Annotated in this window: 20 protein-coding genes; 7 read left to right on the forward strand and 13 right to left on the reverse strand. The window is 67.2% G+C overall.

Features of this window, described 5'->3' with window-relative positions:
- Nucleotides 1-2: 2 nt before the first annotated feature.
- From VF106_RS31370 to VF106_RS31380, 3 genes are all read right to left on the reverse strand, one after another.
- Nucleotides 3-224 (reverse strand): hypothetical protein, encoded by a 222-nt coding sequence (locus tag VF106_RS31370; RefSeq protein ID WP_330843507.1) that lies wholly within the window; start codon nucleotides 222-224, stop codon nucleotides 3-5.
- A gap of 156 nt (nucleotides 225-380) precedes the next feature.
- Nucleotides 381-845 (reverse strand): hypothetical protein, encoded by a 465-nt coding sequence (locus VF106_RS31375; protein ID WP_330843508.1) that lies wholly within the window; start codon nucleotides 843-845, stop codon nucleotides 381-383.
- A 9-nt stretch (nucleotides 846-854) separates the two neighbouring features.
- Nucleotides 855-1,484, reverse strand: a complete 630-nt coding sequence (locus VF106_RS31380) for a glycosyltransferase family 29 protein (RefSeq protein WP_330843584.1) — start codon at nucleotides 1,482-1,484, stop codon at nucleotides 855-857.
- 144 nt (nucleotides 1,485-1,628) lie between these two features.
- Between VF106_RS31380 and wzm the strand changes: the two genes are divergently transcribed.
- From wzm to VF106_RS31400, 4 genes are read left to right on the forward strand one after another with little or no spacing between them, the layout of a single operon-like run.
- On the forward strand, nucleotides 1,629-2,555 hold the full coding sequence (wzm, locus tag VF106_RS31385; protein ID WP_330843509.1) for a galactan export ABC transporter permease subunit Wzm/RfbD: 927 nt from the start codon (nucleotides 1,629-1,631) through the stop codon (nucleotides 2,553-2,555).
- A 17-nt stretch (nucleotides 2,556-2,572) separates the two neighbouring features.
- Complete coding sequence (gene wzt, locus VF106_RS31390) at nucleotides 2,573-3,391, forward strand: galactan export ABC transporter ATP-binding subunit Wzt/RfbE (RefSeq protein WP_330843510.1); 819 nt, start codon at nucleotides 2,573-2,575, stop codon at nucleotides 3,389-3,391.
- On the forward strand, nucleotides 3,391-4,296 hold the full coding sequence (glfT1, locus tag VF106_RS31395; protein WP_330843511.1) for a galactofuranosyltransferase GlfT1: 906 nt from the start codon (nucleotides 3,391-3,393) through the stop codon (nucleotides 4,294-4,296). The genes wzt and glfT1 overlap by 1 nt, the downstream gene beginning before the upstream one ends.
- A gap of 60 nt (nucleotides 4,297-4,356) precedes the next feature.
- Nucleotides 4,357-4,629 (forward strand): hypothetical protein, encoded by a 273-nt coding sequence (locus VF106_RS31400; RefSeq protein WP_330843512.1) that lies wholly within the window; start codon nucleotides 4,357-4,359, stop codon nucleotides 4,627-4,629.
- Nucleotides 4,630-4,669: 40 nt separating this feature from the next.
- On the opposite strand, the gene VF106_RS31405 is transcribed toward VF106_RS31400, so the two are convergent.
- Complete coding sequence (locus tag VF106_RS31405) at nucleotides 4,670-5,068, reverse strand: GtrA family protein (RefSeq protein WP_330843513.1); 399 nt, start codon at nucleotides 5,066-5,068, stop codon at nucleotides 4,670-4,672.
- A 45-nt stretch (nucleotides 5,069-5,113) separates the two neighbouring features.
- Here VF106_RS31405 and dprE1 point away from each other — a divergent pair, with 45 nt between their 5' ends.
- Together dprE1 and dprE2 are read left to right on the forward strand one after the other, a co-directional pair.
- A complete protein-coding gene (gene dprE1 / locus VF106_RS31410; RefSeq protein WP_330843514.1) occupies nucleotides 5,114-6,451 on the forward strand; it encodes a decaprenylphosphoryl-beta-D-ribose oxidase in 1,338 nt (445 codons plus the stop codon).
- Nucleotides 6,448-7,203 (forward strand): decaprenylphospho-beta-D-erythro-pentofuranosid-2-ulose 2-reductase, encoded by a 756-nt coding sequence (gene dprE2 / locus VF106_RS31415; RefSeq protein ID WP_330843515.1) that lies wholly within the window; start codon nucleotides 6,448-6,450, stop codon nucleotides 7,201-7,203. Before dprE1 ends, dprE2 begins: the two co-directional genes overlap by 4 nt.
- Before the next feature lie 444 nt (nucleotides 7,204-7,647).
- Here the strand turns inward: dprE2 and VF106_RS31420 are convergent, their stop codons facing one another.
- The 9 genes from VF106_RS31420 to VF106_RS31460 all read right to left on the reverse strand — a co-directional run bounded on the left by VF106_RS31420 (nucleotide 7,648) and on the right by VF106_RS31460 (nucleotide 14,967).
- Nucleotides 7,648-8,016, reverse strand: coding sequence for a PIN domain-containing protein (locus tag VF106_RS31420; protein WP_330843516.1), 369 nt, complete (start codon nucleotides 8,014-8,016; stop codon nucleotides 7,648-7,650).
- A 24-nt stretch (nucleotides 8,017-8,040) separates the two neighbouring features.
- Complete coding sequence (locus VF106_RS31425; protein WP_330843517.1) at nucleotides 8,041-8,553, reverse strand: helix-turn-helix domain-containing protein; 513 nt, start codon at nucleotides 8,551-8,553, stop codon at nucleotides 8,041-8,043.
- 194 nt (nucleotides 8,554-8,747) lie between these two features.
- Nucleotides 8,748-9,683 (reverse strand): decaprenyl-phosphate phosphoribosyltransferase, encoded by a 936-nt coding sequence (locus tag VF106_RS31430; protein ID WP_330843518.1) that lies wholly within the window; start codon nucleotides 9,681-9,683, stop codon nucleotides 8,748-8,750.
- Complete coding sequence (locus VF106_RS31435) at nucleotides 9,680-10,252, reverse strand: phosphatase PAP2 family protein (protein ID WP_330843519.1); 573 nt, start codon at nucleotides 10,250-10,252, stop codon at nucleotides 9,680-9,682. Before VF106_RS31435 ends, VF106_RS31430 begins: the two co-directional genes overlap by 4 nt.
- Nucleotides 10,252-11,466, reverse strand: coding sequence for a UDP-galactopyranose mutase (glf, locus tag VF106_RS31440; protein ID WP_330843520.1), 1,215 nt, complete (start codon nucleotides 11,464-11,466; stop codon nucleotides 10,252-10,254). The genes VF106_RS31435 and glf overlap by 1 nt, the downstream gene beginning before the upstream one ends.
- Nucleotides 11,467-11,517: 51 nt before the next feature.
- Nucleotides 11,518-12,120 (reverse strand): endonuclease, encoded by a 603-nt coding sequence (locus VF106_RS31445; protein WP_330843521.1) that lies wholly within the window; start codon nucleotides 12,118-12,120, stop codon nucleotides 11,518-11,520.
- 177 nt (nucleotides 12,121-12,297) lie between these two features.
- Nucleotides 12,298-13,458: a BamB-related PQQ repeat family beta-propellar protein gene (locus VF106_RS31450; protein ID WP_330843522.1), complete on the reverse strand. Its 1,161-nt coding sequence runs from the start codon at nucleotides 13,456-13,458 to the stop codon at nucleotides 12,298-12,300.
- A 51-nt stretch (nucleotides 13,459-13,509) separates the two neighbouring features.
- Nucleotides 13,510-14,376: an LLM class flavin-dependent oxidoreductase gene (locus VF106_RS31455; RefSeq protein WP_330843523.1), complete on the reverse strand. Its 867-nt coding sequence runs from the start codon at nucleotides 14,374-14,376 to the stop codon at nucleotides 13,510-13,512.
- A 15-nt stretch (nucleotides 14,377-14,391) separates the two neighbouring features.
- Entirely contained in the window at nucleotides 14,392-14,967 is a 576-nt protein-coding gene (locus tag VF106_RS31460) for a hypothetical protein (protein ID WP_330843524.1), read from the reverse strand.
- A gap of 41 nt (nucleotides 14,968-15,008) precedes the next feature.
- Here VF106_RS31460 and VF106_RS31465 point away from each other — a divergent pair, with 41 nt between their 5' ends.
- Complete coding sequence (locus tag VF106_RS31465; protein ID WP_330843525.1) at nucleotides 15,009-15,833, forward strand: HAD family hydrolase; 825 nt, start codon at nucleotides 15,009-15,011, stop codon at nucleotides 15,831-15,833.
- The last annotated feature ends 18 nt before the right edge of the window (nucleotides 15,834-15,851 follow it).

Raw genomic sequence — 15,851 nt, forward strand, 5'->3', positions numbered from 1 at the left:
CGTCACGAAGCGCGCCAGACCGCCTCGCCATACGTGCTGGCCAGCAGGTCACCGAAGATCAACATACAGGCGAGACACCGCTCACCCTCATCGGTGCACTGGATCTTGGTGTTGGGCACGCTGTGTTCACAGAGCGCCTCACCGAAGTCACGCCCAGCCTGCTCGTTCGCGAAGGCGTGCACCCGGTTGTCGTAAGCCGATCGCCACCACTGCACGTTCACCATGCCCCGGACCCCTTTGCGCCTGCATACAGGATTCAGGGTCCACGAATGGAGTAACGAACAACAGGGTTGACTCCATAACTACACAGCTCAACATTTCCCACTTGAAAGTTAAACTGTGAATACTGGCAACGGAACGTGATTCTCCAACCCTCGCGACTACTCGGAGCGACCTTCCAACTGCCGAAGGCGATCCTCGTACTGCGCGACCGCCGTCAGGCGCACGCGCACCTGCGCGTGCTCGCGCCGGATCTCGTCGATGAGCGACCGGGCCTCGTCGATCTGCGGCTGGTCCGACGCGGGTATCGCGCCGATCCTCTCCCGCAGCGACTCAAGCTGCGACTCCTGCGCAGCCACCTGCGGGATGATCCGCTCCAGCTCGTTGGCCGACCACTTCTGCAGCCGGTCGATCTCGTCGAACTGCCTGGTCAGGTCGTCGACGCGCTGTTTCAGTTCGTTGATCGACGCCCGGTGCTCATCCGCGAGACGGTCGACCTTCTCGTAGTGGTACTCGAGCCGCGTCAACGGGATCTTCTCGTTGATCCGGTAGTCGATCAGTCGCTTGACCCGGTCGGACACGAGCTGTCGTGCTCCGAACAGGTCGCGCAGTGAGTTGTTCCGCATGTCTCGTCCTCAGCGAAGCAGCTTGGTCCGGCCTGTCCTGGTCCACGACTTGAGTAACCGCCCTTCGGCGGCGATCTGGTGCTCAGGGCCGACGATGCAGGAGTCACCGGCGGCATGCATCCAGGACGTCTGGTACGGGTCATCGATGAACGAGAACCCGGCAAGCAGCAGCTCAGCTTCGGGATAGGACGTTCGGGCGATCCACGCGGCCATCGTGCCGGTGGTCGCCCAGGTGCCCTCGGCGCGCGTCGGCAGGCCCAGCGCGTCCGACAGGGGCAGCGTCACCTCGGTGTTGTTGACCGGCACGAGTCCCAGGTCCTCCGGCCACCAACCGGGCAGACCGTCCGGTTCCCAGTGCAGCCGCCCCGGCTCGACCATCAGGTACAGGCGTCTGCGGTAGTTCTCGAACACGTATCTGGTGGCGCGCAGTGCGCGGTTGAACACCACCACGTGGCAGCGGCTGCCAACGGTGGGCGGGCCGTCCGGTTCGTCTGTGACGAAACCGTTAACCCGGAGAACCAGGTCGCACGAGTCGATGGCCTTGGCACGTTCCTCGTCGGGCGGCAGGGGCATGTTGCCGACGACGGCCACGGATCGGGGCTCCGGATGTTCGGCGTAGACGTCGAGTAGCGCGCGCATAGCGCTCTGTACTGGGACGACGTCGACCATGAACGCAGAAGCTACCAGGAGGCAAGCAGGATTTACGAGCCCGCGTTCCCCATCCCAAATTGCGTGCCGCATCCCCTGCGGCACGTACTGTGGCCGCCGGTACGCTCGACAGCCGTGTCAGTAACGAGTACTGCCGAGCAGGAGCAGGCGCCTCCGCCCCCACCGTCCAGCCGCAGCTGGTCGCGCGCGCGGGAGGACATCGTCGAGGGCTTCAGACAGCGCGAGCTGTGGGGTCATCTCGGTTGGCAGGACATCAAGCAGCGTTACCGGCGGTCGGTCATCGGACCGCTGTGGATCACGCTGTCGATGGCCATCACCGCCATCGGTCTCGGCCTGCTCTACTCACAGTTGTTCGGCGCGCACATACAGACGTTCCTGCCGTACATCACGGTCGGCTTCATCGTCTGGAACTTCATGTCCGGCTGCCTCCTCGAGGGCACGGACACGTTCATCGGCAACGAGGGCCTGATCAAGCACCTGCCCGCGCCGCTGACCGTGTACGCACTGCGCACGGTGTGGCGCCTCACGCTGATGTTCGCGCACAACCTCGTCGTCTACGTGATCGTCCTCGCCATCTTCTGGTCGGACCTGACCGGCCCCTACCGGATCACGCCGGTCACCGGCACCCTCGAACCGGGCATCGGCCTGTCGATCCTGCTCGCGATCCCGGCGTTCATCCTCCTCGCGATCAACGGCGGCTGGGTCGCGATCCTGTTCGGCATCATCTCCACGCGGTACCGCGACATCCCGCCGGTCATCAACAGCCTGGTGTCACTGATCTTCTTCATGACGCCGATCGTGTGGACCACGGACATCCTCACGGCCACCAAGATCGGCGGCGAGGGTGACGGCAGCTGGCGCATCCTCATCGCCGAACTGAACCCGCTGTACCACTACGTTCAGATCCTGCGCGCGCCACTGATCGGCACCGAGCAGAACTGGCATCACTGGGCGGTCGTCGGTGGGCTTACCGTTGTGGGGTGGGCAATGGCCTTCGTGGTCATGCGCAACTACCGCGCCCGAGTCTCCTACTGGGTCTGAGTGAGGCGATTAACGACATGGTGAGCATCAACGTCTGGAACGCCTCCGTCGACTTCCCCATCTTCGACGCGAAGTCCCGTTCACTGAAGAAACTCGTCCTCGGCAAGGTCGGCGGCAAGATCGGCACCGAGCAGAAGGTGCCGATCATCGAGGCCCTGCACGACATCACGCTGTCGCTCAAGGAAGGTGACCGCGTCGGGCTGGTCGGCCACAACGGCGCCGGCAAGTCGACCCTGTTACGGCTGCTCGCGGGCATCTACGAGCCGACCCGGGGGTCCGCGCGGACCCTTGGCAAGGTGGCGCCGGTGTTCGACCTCGGTGTCGGCATGGATCCGGAGATCTCCGGCCTCGAGAACATCATGATCCGCGGCCTGTTCCTCGGCATGACCCGCAAGCAGATGGAGAAGAAGGTCGACGACATCGCCGAGTTCACCGAACTCGGCGACTACCTGCAGATGCCGCTGCGGACGTACTCGACGGGCATGCGGGTCCGGCTGGCGCTCGGCGTGGTCACGTCGATCGACCCGGAGATCCTGCTGCTGGACGAGGGCATCGGCGCCGTGGACGCCGCGTTCCTCGCGAAGGCGCGGACACGCCTGGTTGATCTCGTCAATCGCTCCGGCATGTTGGTTTTCGCCTCACATCAGGACGACCTATTGTTCGAGCTGTGCGACTCGGCCATCTGGATGGACGAGGGACACATCAAGATGCACGGCTCGCTGCGCGAGGTGATCACGCAGTACAAGGGCAGGGACCCGTTCGCCAGCATGGACCGGGAGACCCTGGAACGTCTTGGCATCGAGCCGGCACTCACGACCAACCCCAGCGAGGTCTGATGAACGTCGATGGGCAGTTGCCGCCGAACGCCGTCGTGGCCGTGGTGGTCACGCGGCACCGCAGGGAACTGCTCGCCGACTCACTGAAGGTGATCGGCGCGCAGACCAGGCCGCCGGACCACCTTGTCGTGGTCGACAACGGCCCGGACGACCCGGTGCGCGACATCGTCGACAGCTGCCCGGTCCCGTCCACGTACCTGGTGTCGCACCGGAACCTGGGCGGTGCGGGCGGCTTCGCCCTCGGCATGCTGCACGCGCTGTCCATGGGCGCCGAATGGGTGTGGTGCGCGGACGACGACGGCCGCCCGGCGGACGAGAACGTGCTGGAGGTCCTGCTGGCCGAGGCGGAGTCCCGCGGCCTTGCGGAGATCTCCCCCGTGGTGTCGAACATCGAGACCCCGACGAAACTCGCGTTCCCGCTCCGCCGCGGCCTGACGTGGAAGCGCAACGCCGCCGAGCTGGGCGTCGACTTCCTGCCGGGCATCGCGTCGCTGTTCAACGGCGCCCTGTTCCGTGCCTCGGCGCTGGACGTCATCGGTGTCCCGGACTACCGGCTGTTCTTCCGCGGCGACGAGGTGGAGATCCACCGCAGGCTGGTGCGGTCCGGTCTCCGGTTCGGCACGAGCCTGCGCGTGTCGTACCTGCACCCGGACGGCTCGGACGAGTTCAAGCCGATGCTGGGTGGCCGGTTCCACGCACAGGACCCGGAGAACGAGGTGAAGCGGTACTACACGTACCGCAACCGCGGGTACCTGCTCTCCCAGCCGGGCCTACGCAAGATCGGCATGCTGGAGCTGTTCCGGTTCGGCCTGTACTTCATCGGCACCAAGCGCGACCCGAAGGCGTTCCTGCAGTGGCTGCGCCTGGTGCGTCAGGGCAGGCGGGAACGCTTCTTCCGCTTCTAGCGGATCCGCTGCGGGCGAACCCCTGTTGTCGCGGGGTTCGCCCGGTGATGGTGTTGTCGCATGGCTGATTCCAAGCGCGCACTCGTACTCCACCTCCAGGGCGGCGGCGAACCGGTGGTCTTCGCCCTGGCGGACGACTCCGCCAACGACCTGGAGCCGCGACTGGCCCAACTGCTGACCGAGGGCCAGGTCCACGCCGCCGCGTTGGCGGACGGCTCCTCGGTGGCGGTCAACTTCGCCCACGTCGTGACCGCACACCTGGACGAACTGCCCCCGCTGGCCCGCGTCTACGGCAGCGGACAGCCCAGAAAACACGGCTTCGCGACGTCCTGACTCGTGATGCCCTCGGAGGCGAGCGAGGGGGTGGCTCGCCTCACCGGGCAGGTTGTCTGAACACCACGGTCCGCAGCATCACGAAGTTGATGGTCGTCGCGACGCCCTGGGCGATCACCCACGCGAGTGGGATCGGCAGGCCGAGGCCGAGCATGAGCGCGTTCGTGCCGACGTTGACGAAGAACGTCACCGTGTAGAGCAGGACGAAGCCGCTGAGCTGACCGACGCCGCCGGACGCCTCGAACGTGAAACGCCGGTTGAGGAAGTAGGCGGTCGTCGTGCCGGCGACGAAGCTGAGCGCCTTCGCCAGGTGCACCCACACGTCCGGCCAGAGCAGCAGCTGGTAGACGCCGAAGTCGACGAGCGCGCAGAATCCGCCGATGAGGACGAACCGGGTGAGCTGTCTGACCAGCCCGGTCCTGTTGTCGACGGCAGTCACGGAGCCAGTGTAGGAGCCGGCCACCGCCCGGATACCCTCGGTGCGGTGAAGCCACTCAAGCTCACCGGTTGGGGTCGCACCGCGCCCACCTCGGCGCAGGTGCTCCACACTGCGGACGTCGGGACCATCGCCGAAGCGGTGCGGAACGCGGGGCCGCGCGGGGTCATCGCCCGCGGGCTGGGCCGCAGCTACGGTGACCCGTCGCAGAACGCCGGTGGTGTGGTCATCGACATGACCGCGCTGAACCGGATCCACACCGTCGACGCCGACGCCGGCACGGTCGTCGTGGACGCGGGTGTCTCCCTCGACACGCTCATGCGCGCGCTGCTGCCGTTCGGGCTGTGGCTGCCCGTGCTGCCCGGCACCCGTCAGGTCACGGTCGGCGGCGCGATCGGCAGCGACATCCACGGCAAGGCCCACCACGTCGAGGGCAGCTTCGGCAACCACGTCCTGTCACTTGACCTGCTGACCGCCGACGGTGAGATCACCACACTGACCCCGGACGACGACCTGTTCTGGGCCACGGTCGGCGGCATGGGCCTGACCGGCATCGTCCTGCGGGCCACCCTGCACGTGAACCACGTGGAGACCGCGTACTTCCTGGTCGACACCGACCAGCTCGGCAGCCTCGACGAGCTGATGGCCCGCCAGAGCGTGGACGACGAGCGGTACGTGGAGTCGGTGTCCTGGTTCGACGCGGTGACCACCGGCCCGCACCTCGGCCGCGGCATCCTGACCCGCGCCAACCACGCGAAGGTCGACGACCTGCCGGCGAAGCTGCGCAAGAACCCGCTCAAGTTCGACGCACCGCAGCTGCTGACGGTCCCGGAGGTCTTCCCGCCCGGCATGCTCAACCGGTTCACCGGCCGGGTCTTCAGCGAGGTCTGGTACCGCAAGTCGCCGACCAGGAAGAACGTCGTCCAGAACATCACCCAGTTTCTGCACCCGCTGGACATCGTCGGTGAGTGGAACCGCGGCTACGGCCCGCACGGCTTCCTGCAGTACCAGTTCGTGGTGCCGTTCGAGGCGGAGGACGTCATCCGGCGCACGGTCCGGCGAATGACCGAGACGGGCCAGGTCAGCGCGCTGAACGTGCTGAAGCGGTTCGGCGCGGGCAACCGGGCGCCGCTCTCGTTCCCCATGCCGGGCTGGACGCTGTGCGTGGACCTGCCGGTCGGCAAGGGCGTGCACGAGCTGTGCGAGGAGCTGGACGAGCTGGTGCTCGCGGCCGGTGGCCGGCACTACCTTGCCAAGGAGTCCCGCGCGACGCCGTCGGTGATCGAGCGCGGCTACCCGCGGCTCGACGAGTGGCGCAAGATCCGCGCATCCGTTGACCCACAAGGCGTTTTCGCCTCGGACATGTCGAGAAGGTTGTCACTGTGATTGACGCTGTCGGGAACCCCCAGTCGCTGCTGCTGCTCGGCGGCACCTCGGACATCGCCCTCGCGGTGGCCATGAAGTACGCGAAGCGCCGCCCACTTCGGGTCGTGCTCGCCGCGCGCCAGTCGGAGCGCCTGGACAACGCCGTCTCGCAGCTGCGTGAGGCGGGCGCCACGGTGTCCACAGTGGAGTTCGACGCGCTCGACACCGCGTCCCACCCCGCGGTCCTGGACAAGGCCTTCGGCGACGGCGACATCGACGTGACCGTGGTGGCGTTCGGCCTGCTCGGCGACGCGGAACAGGTGTGGCAAGACCACGCCAAGGCCGTCGAGCTGGCGCAGGTCAACTACACGGCCGCGGTGTCGGTGGGCGTGGCGCTGGCCGAGCGGCTGCGGCGCCAGGGCCACGGCCGCGTGGCGGCGCTGTCGTCGGTGGCCGGCGAGCGGGTGCGCCGCGCGAACTTCGTGTACGGCTCGACGAAGGCCGGCATGGACGGCTTCTACCTGGGCCTTGGCGAGGCACTGCGGGACGAGGGCATCTCGGTCACCGTGGTGCGGCCGGGGTTCGTGAAGACGAAGATGACCGACGGCATGAAGCCGACCCCACTGTCGACGACCCCAGAGGCGGTGGCCGACGACATCGTGACCGCCGTGGCCAAGCGCAAGGAACTGGTGTGGACGCCGGCGCCGTGGCGCGTGGTGATGTCGGTGTTCCGGCACGTCCCGAGGGCCATCTTCCGGCGTCTGCCGATCTGAGGCTAGGTCGCGGGCCGTCCGCCGTCAGTCGCCGCGCTCCGGTGGACGACCCGCCAAGCCGGCGTTACGTGGGGCACGCCGACCACCCTTACTGCAACTTGCAGATCCGCAAGCTCCACGGAGAGTACTGGATCGGTTACAGTGATCGGAACCCCTCGCGTGTCAGCAGCATGGGTGCCGGCGGCCGTAGCTCACGGGTGTTCATCTCCGAGAAGAACCCGGGTACCCCCTGGGTGAAACGAGCGGGCGAATCAGCTCCACCGCTTGGCTCATGCCATATCGATCGTCGAGAACGTCCAGGATGTCGGAAGAGGTCAACTCCCGACCGCGTCGGCCCGACCTCGCCGCGATGGCCCGAATCGCCGCGAGCGCTCGGGTTGGGTTCAGTTCAACGGTGTTGGCGGCGAATGTCCAGGGCGGCAGTACCTGGATTGCTGCGGGGATTCAGGCTTCGGGGAAGTCTTTGACGTTGAGTGTGATGATGGCACCAGCACCACCAACGACAGCCGCTGCGACAACATGCTCATCATCCGGATCAGGGAGTTCGTAGGTACCCTCCAGCCCCTCCCAACCCTCGACTTCGGCGTCATCGAACGCCCGCCTCATCTCACAGATGAGGTGCTGCGCACGGCTGACCGCTTGCGCGGGCTCCTTTCCGCGCTCGATCAGCTTCCGTTCCTCCCCGTACTCCAACTCCTCGAGAATCGTGGCGCTCCAGATTGGCCGGTACAACCCTTCGACCGCCAAGGACAACAGGAAGTCGCGCTGAAGGTTGGGCCAGAGGACACACGTATCAAGAAGAGCCGTAAACACTCCGTAATCGTGCCAGTACTGTGATCAATCCGCCTGTCCACGCCGACGCATGGCGATCTCCTGACGAGCCGCGCGCATTCGGCGCAACGCGTCATCGAGGTCGTCGTCTTCGTCGACCGCAGTGGCGTCCAACACGGCGTACTGCGCGGCCCGGCGCTCGTCACGATAGGTGAGCAGGTCACGGAGCTCGATGCGTCGGTGACTGCCGATCTTTTCGTAAGGAAGCCGTCCTTCATCGAGGAGTCTGATCACCGTCGGTCGACTGACGCCGAGGAGTTCAGCGGCCTGCTGGGTTGTGACGGTTTGCGTTACCGGCACAACCGAGACAGCCAGCCCGTCCTGGAGTGCCTGGACCACCTGCCGCAACACCCGGTATAGCTCCACTGGGAGCTCCACACGATCGCCAGGATGCGTGCCACTGAGGAAACACGGCACATCCGGCCGCCCCCGACCGGCGTCCTCATGCGCCCTCAGGAAGTCGAGGACCTGCGCGAACTGCTCCTCATCGACCCCCGGCAGGTAGGTCTCCTGCTTCACAGACACACCCACAACGTCCTCCCTAATCGAACGAAACGTAACACATTTCGATTCAACCGTCTATGCTGTGCCGCAGGACTACCGAGAACAGGTCGAGAAAGGGGAGACGATCGAAACCGTCGTCACGTACGACAACGGTTGCGGGACGCCTCGGTGCTCACTGATCTCCGGTGAACACGCCGGGAGTAGTTCACCTAGAGGAACGCGGAAAGGGCCACGCACAGGACCCACGAGGCGCCCAGTACCTGGAGCACGCGGTCACGGAGGGCGATGTCCTCCGGTTCGCCCGCGTTGCCGCCGTCGACGTCCACCGCGTAGCGCAGGACCGCCACCACCATCGGGACGATCGAGATGACCGCCCAGACCGAGTTGGTGCCCGTGCGCTGCCGGATCTCGAACGCCCACAGCGAGTAAGTCATGATCATGATGGCGGCAGACGTCGCCCACACGAAGCGCAGGTAGCTCGCCGAGTACTTGGACAGCGACGCCCGGATCTGGGCGCCTGTCCGCTCGTACAGCACGATCTCCGCGTAGCGCTTGCCGGCCACCATGAACAGCGAGCCGAACGCCGTGACCAGCAGGAACCACTGCGACAGCGGCAGCCCGGCCGCCGCGCCGCCCGCGATGGCGCGCAGCAGGAAACCGGACGCGACGATGCAGAGGTCGATCACCGGTTGGTGCTTGAGGCCTATGCAGTAGCCGATCTGGACCACCGCGTACACGCCGATCACGACCAGCAGCCGCCAGCTCGACACCAGCGACACCGCGAACGACGCCAGGAACAACACCACTGCCAGCGAGTACGCCACCCCGACCGGCACGATGCCCGCCGCGATCGGGCGGTTGCGCTTGGTCGGGTGGGCGCGGTCGGCTTCGGCGTCGATGGCGTCGTTGACCAGGTACACCGCCGACGCGACCAGGCAGAAGGCGACGAACGCGATGGCGGCGTCGACCACGACGTCCATGCGGAACACGGGGTTCGCCGCATACGCCGCGAACGGCGCCGCCAGCACGAGGACGTTCTTGACCCACTGGCGGGGTCGCGCGGTCCGGATCAGCCCGCGCACCAACCCGCCGCGGGAAGCACCGGCAGAGGGCATCGCGGTGTCGCTCTCCGCCGTACTGCTCATCTCGCCCGCTTCCTGCTCAGCACTCGGCGGACCACACCACCGACCACGGCGCCGAGGGTCGCACCCGCGAGCACGTCGCTCGGGTAGTGAACACCCAGCACGAGCCGCGACACCAGCATCGGCGGCACCAGCGCCGGCACCAGGTTACGACCGGTCAGACCGGAGTACACCACCGCTGCCGCGGTCGTCGACGTGGCGTGCGACGACGGGAACGACAGCGAGCTCGGCGTCTTGACCAGCACCTCGACCGACTCGTCGACCGGCCGGCGCCGCCGCACGACCCGCTTCACCGCGATCGACGCGGCGTGCGCGGCCACCACGCCTGCCGCGCCGACCAGCCAGTCCCGCCTGCGGTCCCGGTCCCCGGCCGCGCCGACCAGGCCGAGCGCGAACCAGCCACCGGCGTGCTCGCCGAACAGCGACAGCCCGCGTGCCGCTCGCACCACCGGCCGTCGGCCGATGGTGCGCTGGATCGTCGACAGGACCTTGACCTCGACCGACCGCTCCGGCTCTTGCGGAGGCGTGCCGGGTTCGACCAGCCGCAGCCGGGCCGGAGCAGTCGACGTCATCAGGCGTCCAGGGAACCGTCGAGCGGAGCGCCGTCGGTCAGGTGCGGTGCGACCTTGTTGTCGAACACCGACAGCGCCGACCCGATGGCCATGTGCATGTCGAGGTACTTGTACGTGCCGAGGCGACCACCGAAGATCACGTTCCGCTCCTTGGCCTCCTTCTTGGCCAGCTCGCGGTACTGCTCGAGCTTGTCGCGGTTCTCCGGGGTGTTGATCGGGTAGTACGGCTCGTCGTCGTCCTTCGCGAAGCGGGAGAACTCGCGGAACACGACCGTCTTGTCGGTCGGGTAGTGCTTGCGCTCCGGGTGGAAGTGCCGGAACTCGATGATCCGGGTGTAGGGGACCTCTTCGTCGTTGTAGTTGACGACGGAGGTGCCCTGGAAGTCACCGGTCGGCACGACCTCGGACTCGAAGTCGACGGTGCGCCAGGTGAACTTGCCCGCCGAGTAGTCGAAGTAGCGGTCGAGCGGGCCTGTGTAGACGGTCGGGGTGCCCGCCGGGATCTGGTCGCGCACGTCGAAGTAGTCGACGTTCAGCCGGACCTCGATGTTCTCGTTCTCCGCCATCTTCGTGAGCCACGCGGTGTAGCCGTCGACCGGCAGGCCCTCGTAGGTGTCGTTGAAGTACCGGTTGTCGAAGGTGTAGCGGACGGGCAGGCGCGTGATGATGTTGGCGCCGAGGTCCTTGGGGTCGTTCTCCCACTGCTTGGCCGTGTACCCGCGGATGAACGCCTCGTAGAGCGGGCGGCCGACCAGCGAGATCGCCTTCTCCTCGAGGTTCTGCGCGTCCTCGGTCTTGTATTCGGACGCCTGCTTCGCGATGAGCTCGCGTGCCTCGTCCGGGGTGTGCGACTTGCCGAAGAACTGGTTGATGAGGCCCAGGTTCATCGGGAACGAGTAGACCTGGTCCTGGACCCTGGCGAACACGCGGTGCTGGTAGTTCGTGAACTCGGTGAACTGGTTCACGTAGTCCCACACGCGCTTGTTCGAGGTGTGGAAGAGGTGCGCACCGTACTTGTGCACCTCGATACCGGTCTCGGGCTCGGCCTCGGAGTAGGCGTTACCGCCGAGGTGCGGCCGGCGCTCCAGCACCAGGACCCGCTTGTTCAACTGGGTCGCGACCCGCTCGGCGATCGTGAGACCGAAGAACCCGGAGCCCACGATGACCAGGTCGTAGCCGGAGTAGTTATCAGATTGGTTTGCTGGGGCGCTCACGGGCAATCAGGCTACCGACCGTGGAGCGTCCGCTTCACGCGGCTCTGTCCGTCACTCTGCGCGCACGGCATCGGCGAGCTTCTTGTCGAGGCTCACACGGACGAGCGCCGCGGCGAGCCGGTGCACGTCATCACCCGCGAGCTTCGCCAGCTTCTCGGGGTTGGTCGGGAGTCCGACCCTCCTGGCGCCGTCCAGCGTCTTCTTGTCCAGGTAGGGCCGCAGCTCGGGCCAGACCACCTGCGCCTCACGGCAGAAGATGTCCACGCCGACCGGCCCCATCTTGGGGAACCGGCGCAGACGTTCGGCGAGCTCGTCACCACGGATCGTGCGGAGATCGCCCTTGTACTCGTCGAGCAGCAACTGGGCACCGTCACCGAGCGCGGTCGCGGTGCTCTCGTCGTAGCGGACGTAGTGGGCGCGGCCCAACGCGTCGACCCGGTCCTGCCAGCTGGCCTCGAGCATCGCGCGGGGCGTGCCGTACCGCTTCAACTCCCGCGCGGCCGCGACGGCGATGTCCGCCTTGATGCGGGTGGACAGCAGCGTGCTCAGCACGAGGAGCCGGTAGAGCGGCGCGGGCTTGTCGGCGAGCCTGATCCCGGCGTCCTCCGCGTAAGTGCGGCCGGCCTTGTCGAGTAACGCCTGGACAGTGTCCATACCGGCCGGTTACCCGTACGTCCCGACCCATGAAACGCCGAAGACCCCCGCACCCGTTTCCCCCGGCACGAGGGTCCTCTCCCCTGGCGTTTCCCCCTGATCCCTTCCGGCCTTGTGGGCCTCGCCCATAGAGACGCCTGGGCCCCCCGGAACGTTCCGTGCCCTGGGTCACGAATTTCAGCCGAGTGGATAGCCGACGAGCGCCGGCCGCCTCGGGTTCTCGTGAACGACGAGGTAGTCTCCACTCACCGCGACGGGCGCCCCGGGAATCCGATCGATCTCATTGCCCGCCAGGTCCACGGTGTAGTGGCGGTCGCCGATCGCGTTGACGAAGATCCGATCCCGCCACACGGCCTCGACGACGTCGTCGTTGGGCACCGACGTGACTGACTGGTCCGCGAGACGGAATACCGACAGGGTGTCGTCCTCGGAACCACACACGATCGTTGCCTCACCGTCGGTCTCGCAGTTCGCCGTGACCTCGCCAATGTCCACCACGCGCTTTCCGGTTCCAGCCGACAACAACACCAACTCGGCCTTGTCCTCGGTCGACTCGGTGCCACGGACCAGCACGACCTCCCCCGCCGTGAGCAGCACCTCCGAGCCCTCGTACCGATCGGCGATGTCCCAGCGTGGGTCACCGGTCGCAACGTCGAACGCGAACACCGAGGGTCCCGGACCAAGGGCGTCCAGCGGGAGATCCTGCTCCAACCCGTTGACGCCGAGGACCGTGTTCCCGGCGATGGCTGCCGGCCAGGCACCGGTCCGTTCCCAGAGCTGGTTGCCGGTGCGTGTCTCGAAGGCGATCATCCGTAGATCGGCCGGTTTGGTCAGCGTGGCGACCTCGGTGGTCGTCACGAGCGCGATCCGCTCGTCGGCGGCGTGCAGGAACAGGTGCTCACCGGTGGTCTTCTGCCACAACACGCGACCGTCCATGGCAGACAGGAGCACGAGCCCGTACTCGTTGTCCTGCCCGAAGCGGTAATAGGCGCTGAGCACGGCGAGGTTCGCACCCTCACCGACGAGGAACGGCGTCCCGACCCGCGTGTCCCACCTGCCGCCGCCGAGGCCGGTGTTCTCGTCTGTCTTCCACCGAACCGCGCCACTGGCGAGATCGATCACCTGGAACGTCTTTTGGCCCACGGCAAGCGCCGTCCCGTCCCGCAACCGCGCCTCGGACGTCCCGTCGCTGGTCCATGCCGCTTCGGCGGCCACGTCGAGCTTCGGCAGCTTCGGCTTCGCGGAAATGGTCGTCGGGACCGGTGGTGGCGCTGCCGGCGTCGTGCAGTTCGTCGCGGCCAGTGTCACGAGAACGGCCAACACGATCTTGAGTCTCACGTGCCCCCTCCCCCTGAGAGCGGGAAGGTACACGCGGGGCCGGCGGCGCGCTCAGTTTTCGCGAAGTCGCGGCAGGTCGTCGACCACGGCCTCCAGTGTGCTCAACTGGCCCGCGTACACGCCTTCCTCGCGGGGCCAGTGGGTGACCACGTCGGTGAAACCGAGGTGTGCCGCCCGGTCGACGGCCTCGCGGAAATACTCCGCGCTCGACAGCGAGTACACCGGTGCCGCGTCCAGGCTCAAATAGCGGTCGAGGCCTTCGGCGCCGGGGAGGGCGGCGAAGGTTTTCGCCAGCGCGGCGACGCCGGCCCACCAGTCCTCGATCGTCTCGCCGCCCTTGCCGGTGGTGACCCAGCCCTGGCCGAAGCGGGTGGCGATCCGCATGTTCCGGGGGCCGTTCGCGGCCACCACGAACGGTGCCCTCGGGTGCTGGGCGCAGCCGGGAGCCGAGCGGGCGTCCACGGAGGTGTAGTACTCGCCGGTGATGCTGGTGCGCTCGTTCGTGAGCAGGGAGTCCAGCTGCTCGACGAACTCCGCGAACCGGTCGGCACGCAGGCGTGCGGGAAGCGGCTCGCCGCCCATGACCTGGTTGTCGTAGCCGCCGAGGCCGCCCGCGCCGACGCCGAAGAGCAGGCGGCCGTTCGAGATGTCGTCCAGGGCCAGCAGGCTGCGGGCGAACGGCACGGGGTGCCGGAAGTTCGGGGAGGCCACCAGCGTGCCCAGCTTGATCCGCCTGGTGACGGTGGCCGCCGCGGTCAGCGTCGGCACCGCGTCGAACCACGGGCCGTCGACGAGCGAGCGCCAACCGACGTGGTCGTAGGTCCAGGCGTGGTCGAAGCCGTAGCTCTCGGCCGCACGCCAACGCTGTTCGGCCAGCAGCCACCGGTACTCGGGGAGGATCACGACGCCAACACGCACAGTTGGCACCGTAACTCAGTACTGCGGCGGGTAGCCGGGTGGCGGGTAACCGGGCATGCCTGCCGGCTGCTGGCGGCGGCGCATGGCCCGGCCGGTCGCCGGCAGCACCGCGAGCACCGTCGCGGCGAGCCACAGCAGCCACGACACGAGAACCATCGCGATGACCTCGCCGCCGTCGTTGCTCAGTAGCCAGATGATCGCGTAGATGTAGTAGGCGGTGGTGAGCGCACCGACCACCGCCAGGATCCAGCGCACGAACTCCAGGCGGGCGAACAGGAGCAGCGCGAACGTCATCGTCGTGCACGCGACGCTCATCGTGAGCGAGACCGCGAAGTCGAAGTTGCCGGTCAGGTCCTCGCTGAACGCGGCGCCGACCATGGCGGCCACCATGATCTGGTTGTCGCCCTGCACGCCTCGCCAGCCGACGATCGCCAGGATCAACGCGAGAACACCGCACACGACGAACACGATCGCGGTGATGTAGGCCAGTGCCGTGCTGGGCCGGCCGTAGCCATACGGAGCGTAACCAGGAGGGGGCGGCCCGTACGGCGGATATCCCTGTGGCCCGTAACCCTGTGGTGGGTAGCTCACGAAACGCACCGTAGCCGATTCGGGCCGGGGAAGATGGCGTTGTGGACAAACCCGAGCTCGTTGCCTCAGACGTCGACGGCACCCTGCTGGACCCCATGCAGCAGATCACCGAACGCACCGCACGGGTCATCGCCCGGGTGCTCGCGGCGGACACCCCTTTTGTGCTGGTCAGCGGCCGACCGCCGCGATGGATCCCAGGGGTGGCGGAGATGGCGGGCCTGTCGGGGTACGCGGTGTGCGCGAACGGCGCGTCCGTGTACGACATCGGCGCCGACGAGGTGCTGGCGGTGCGGGAGATGCCGGCGATGCGGTTGCACGACGTGGTCGAGGCGGTGGCGGCGGCGCTGCCCGACATCCGCGTCGCCGCCGAGCGGACCACCGTCGGCCGGGAGCAGGAGGAGCCGTTCGCGACCGAGCGTGGTTTCCGCAACCCGTGGGGCAACCCGAAAGGCGAGACCGACGAGCCGGACATCGTGTCGAGAGCCGAGGTGCTCGGCCGGCCGGCGACCAAACTGCTGCTCAGACACCCAGGCCTGACGAGCCAACAGATGGTGGAGGTCGTCGAGACCGTGCTCGTGGACGTGGACCTGGAGGTCACGTACTCGTCGAACAACGGGCTGATCGAGATCTCGGCGGCCGGCGTGACCAAGGCGTCCGGGCTCGGGTGGGTGTGTGACCTGCTTGACGTGCCGGCACGCAAGGTCGTGGCGTTCGGTGACATGCCCAACGACCTGCCGATGCTGGAGTGGGCCGGACACGGCGTCGCCATGGACAACGCGCACCCCGAGGTGCTGGCGGTGGCCGACGAGGTGACGGCACCCAACTCGGAGGACGGCGTGGCACAGGTTCTGGAGCGCTGGTTCTGACGGGCATGCCATGCTGGG

The sequence above is a fragment of the Actinophytocola sp. genome, assembly GCF_036378875.1.
Classification (GTDB): Bacteria; Actinomycetota; Actinomycetes; order Mycobacteriales; family Pseudonocardiaceae; genus Actinophytocola.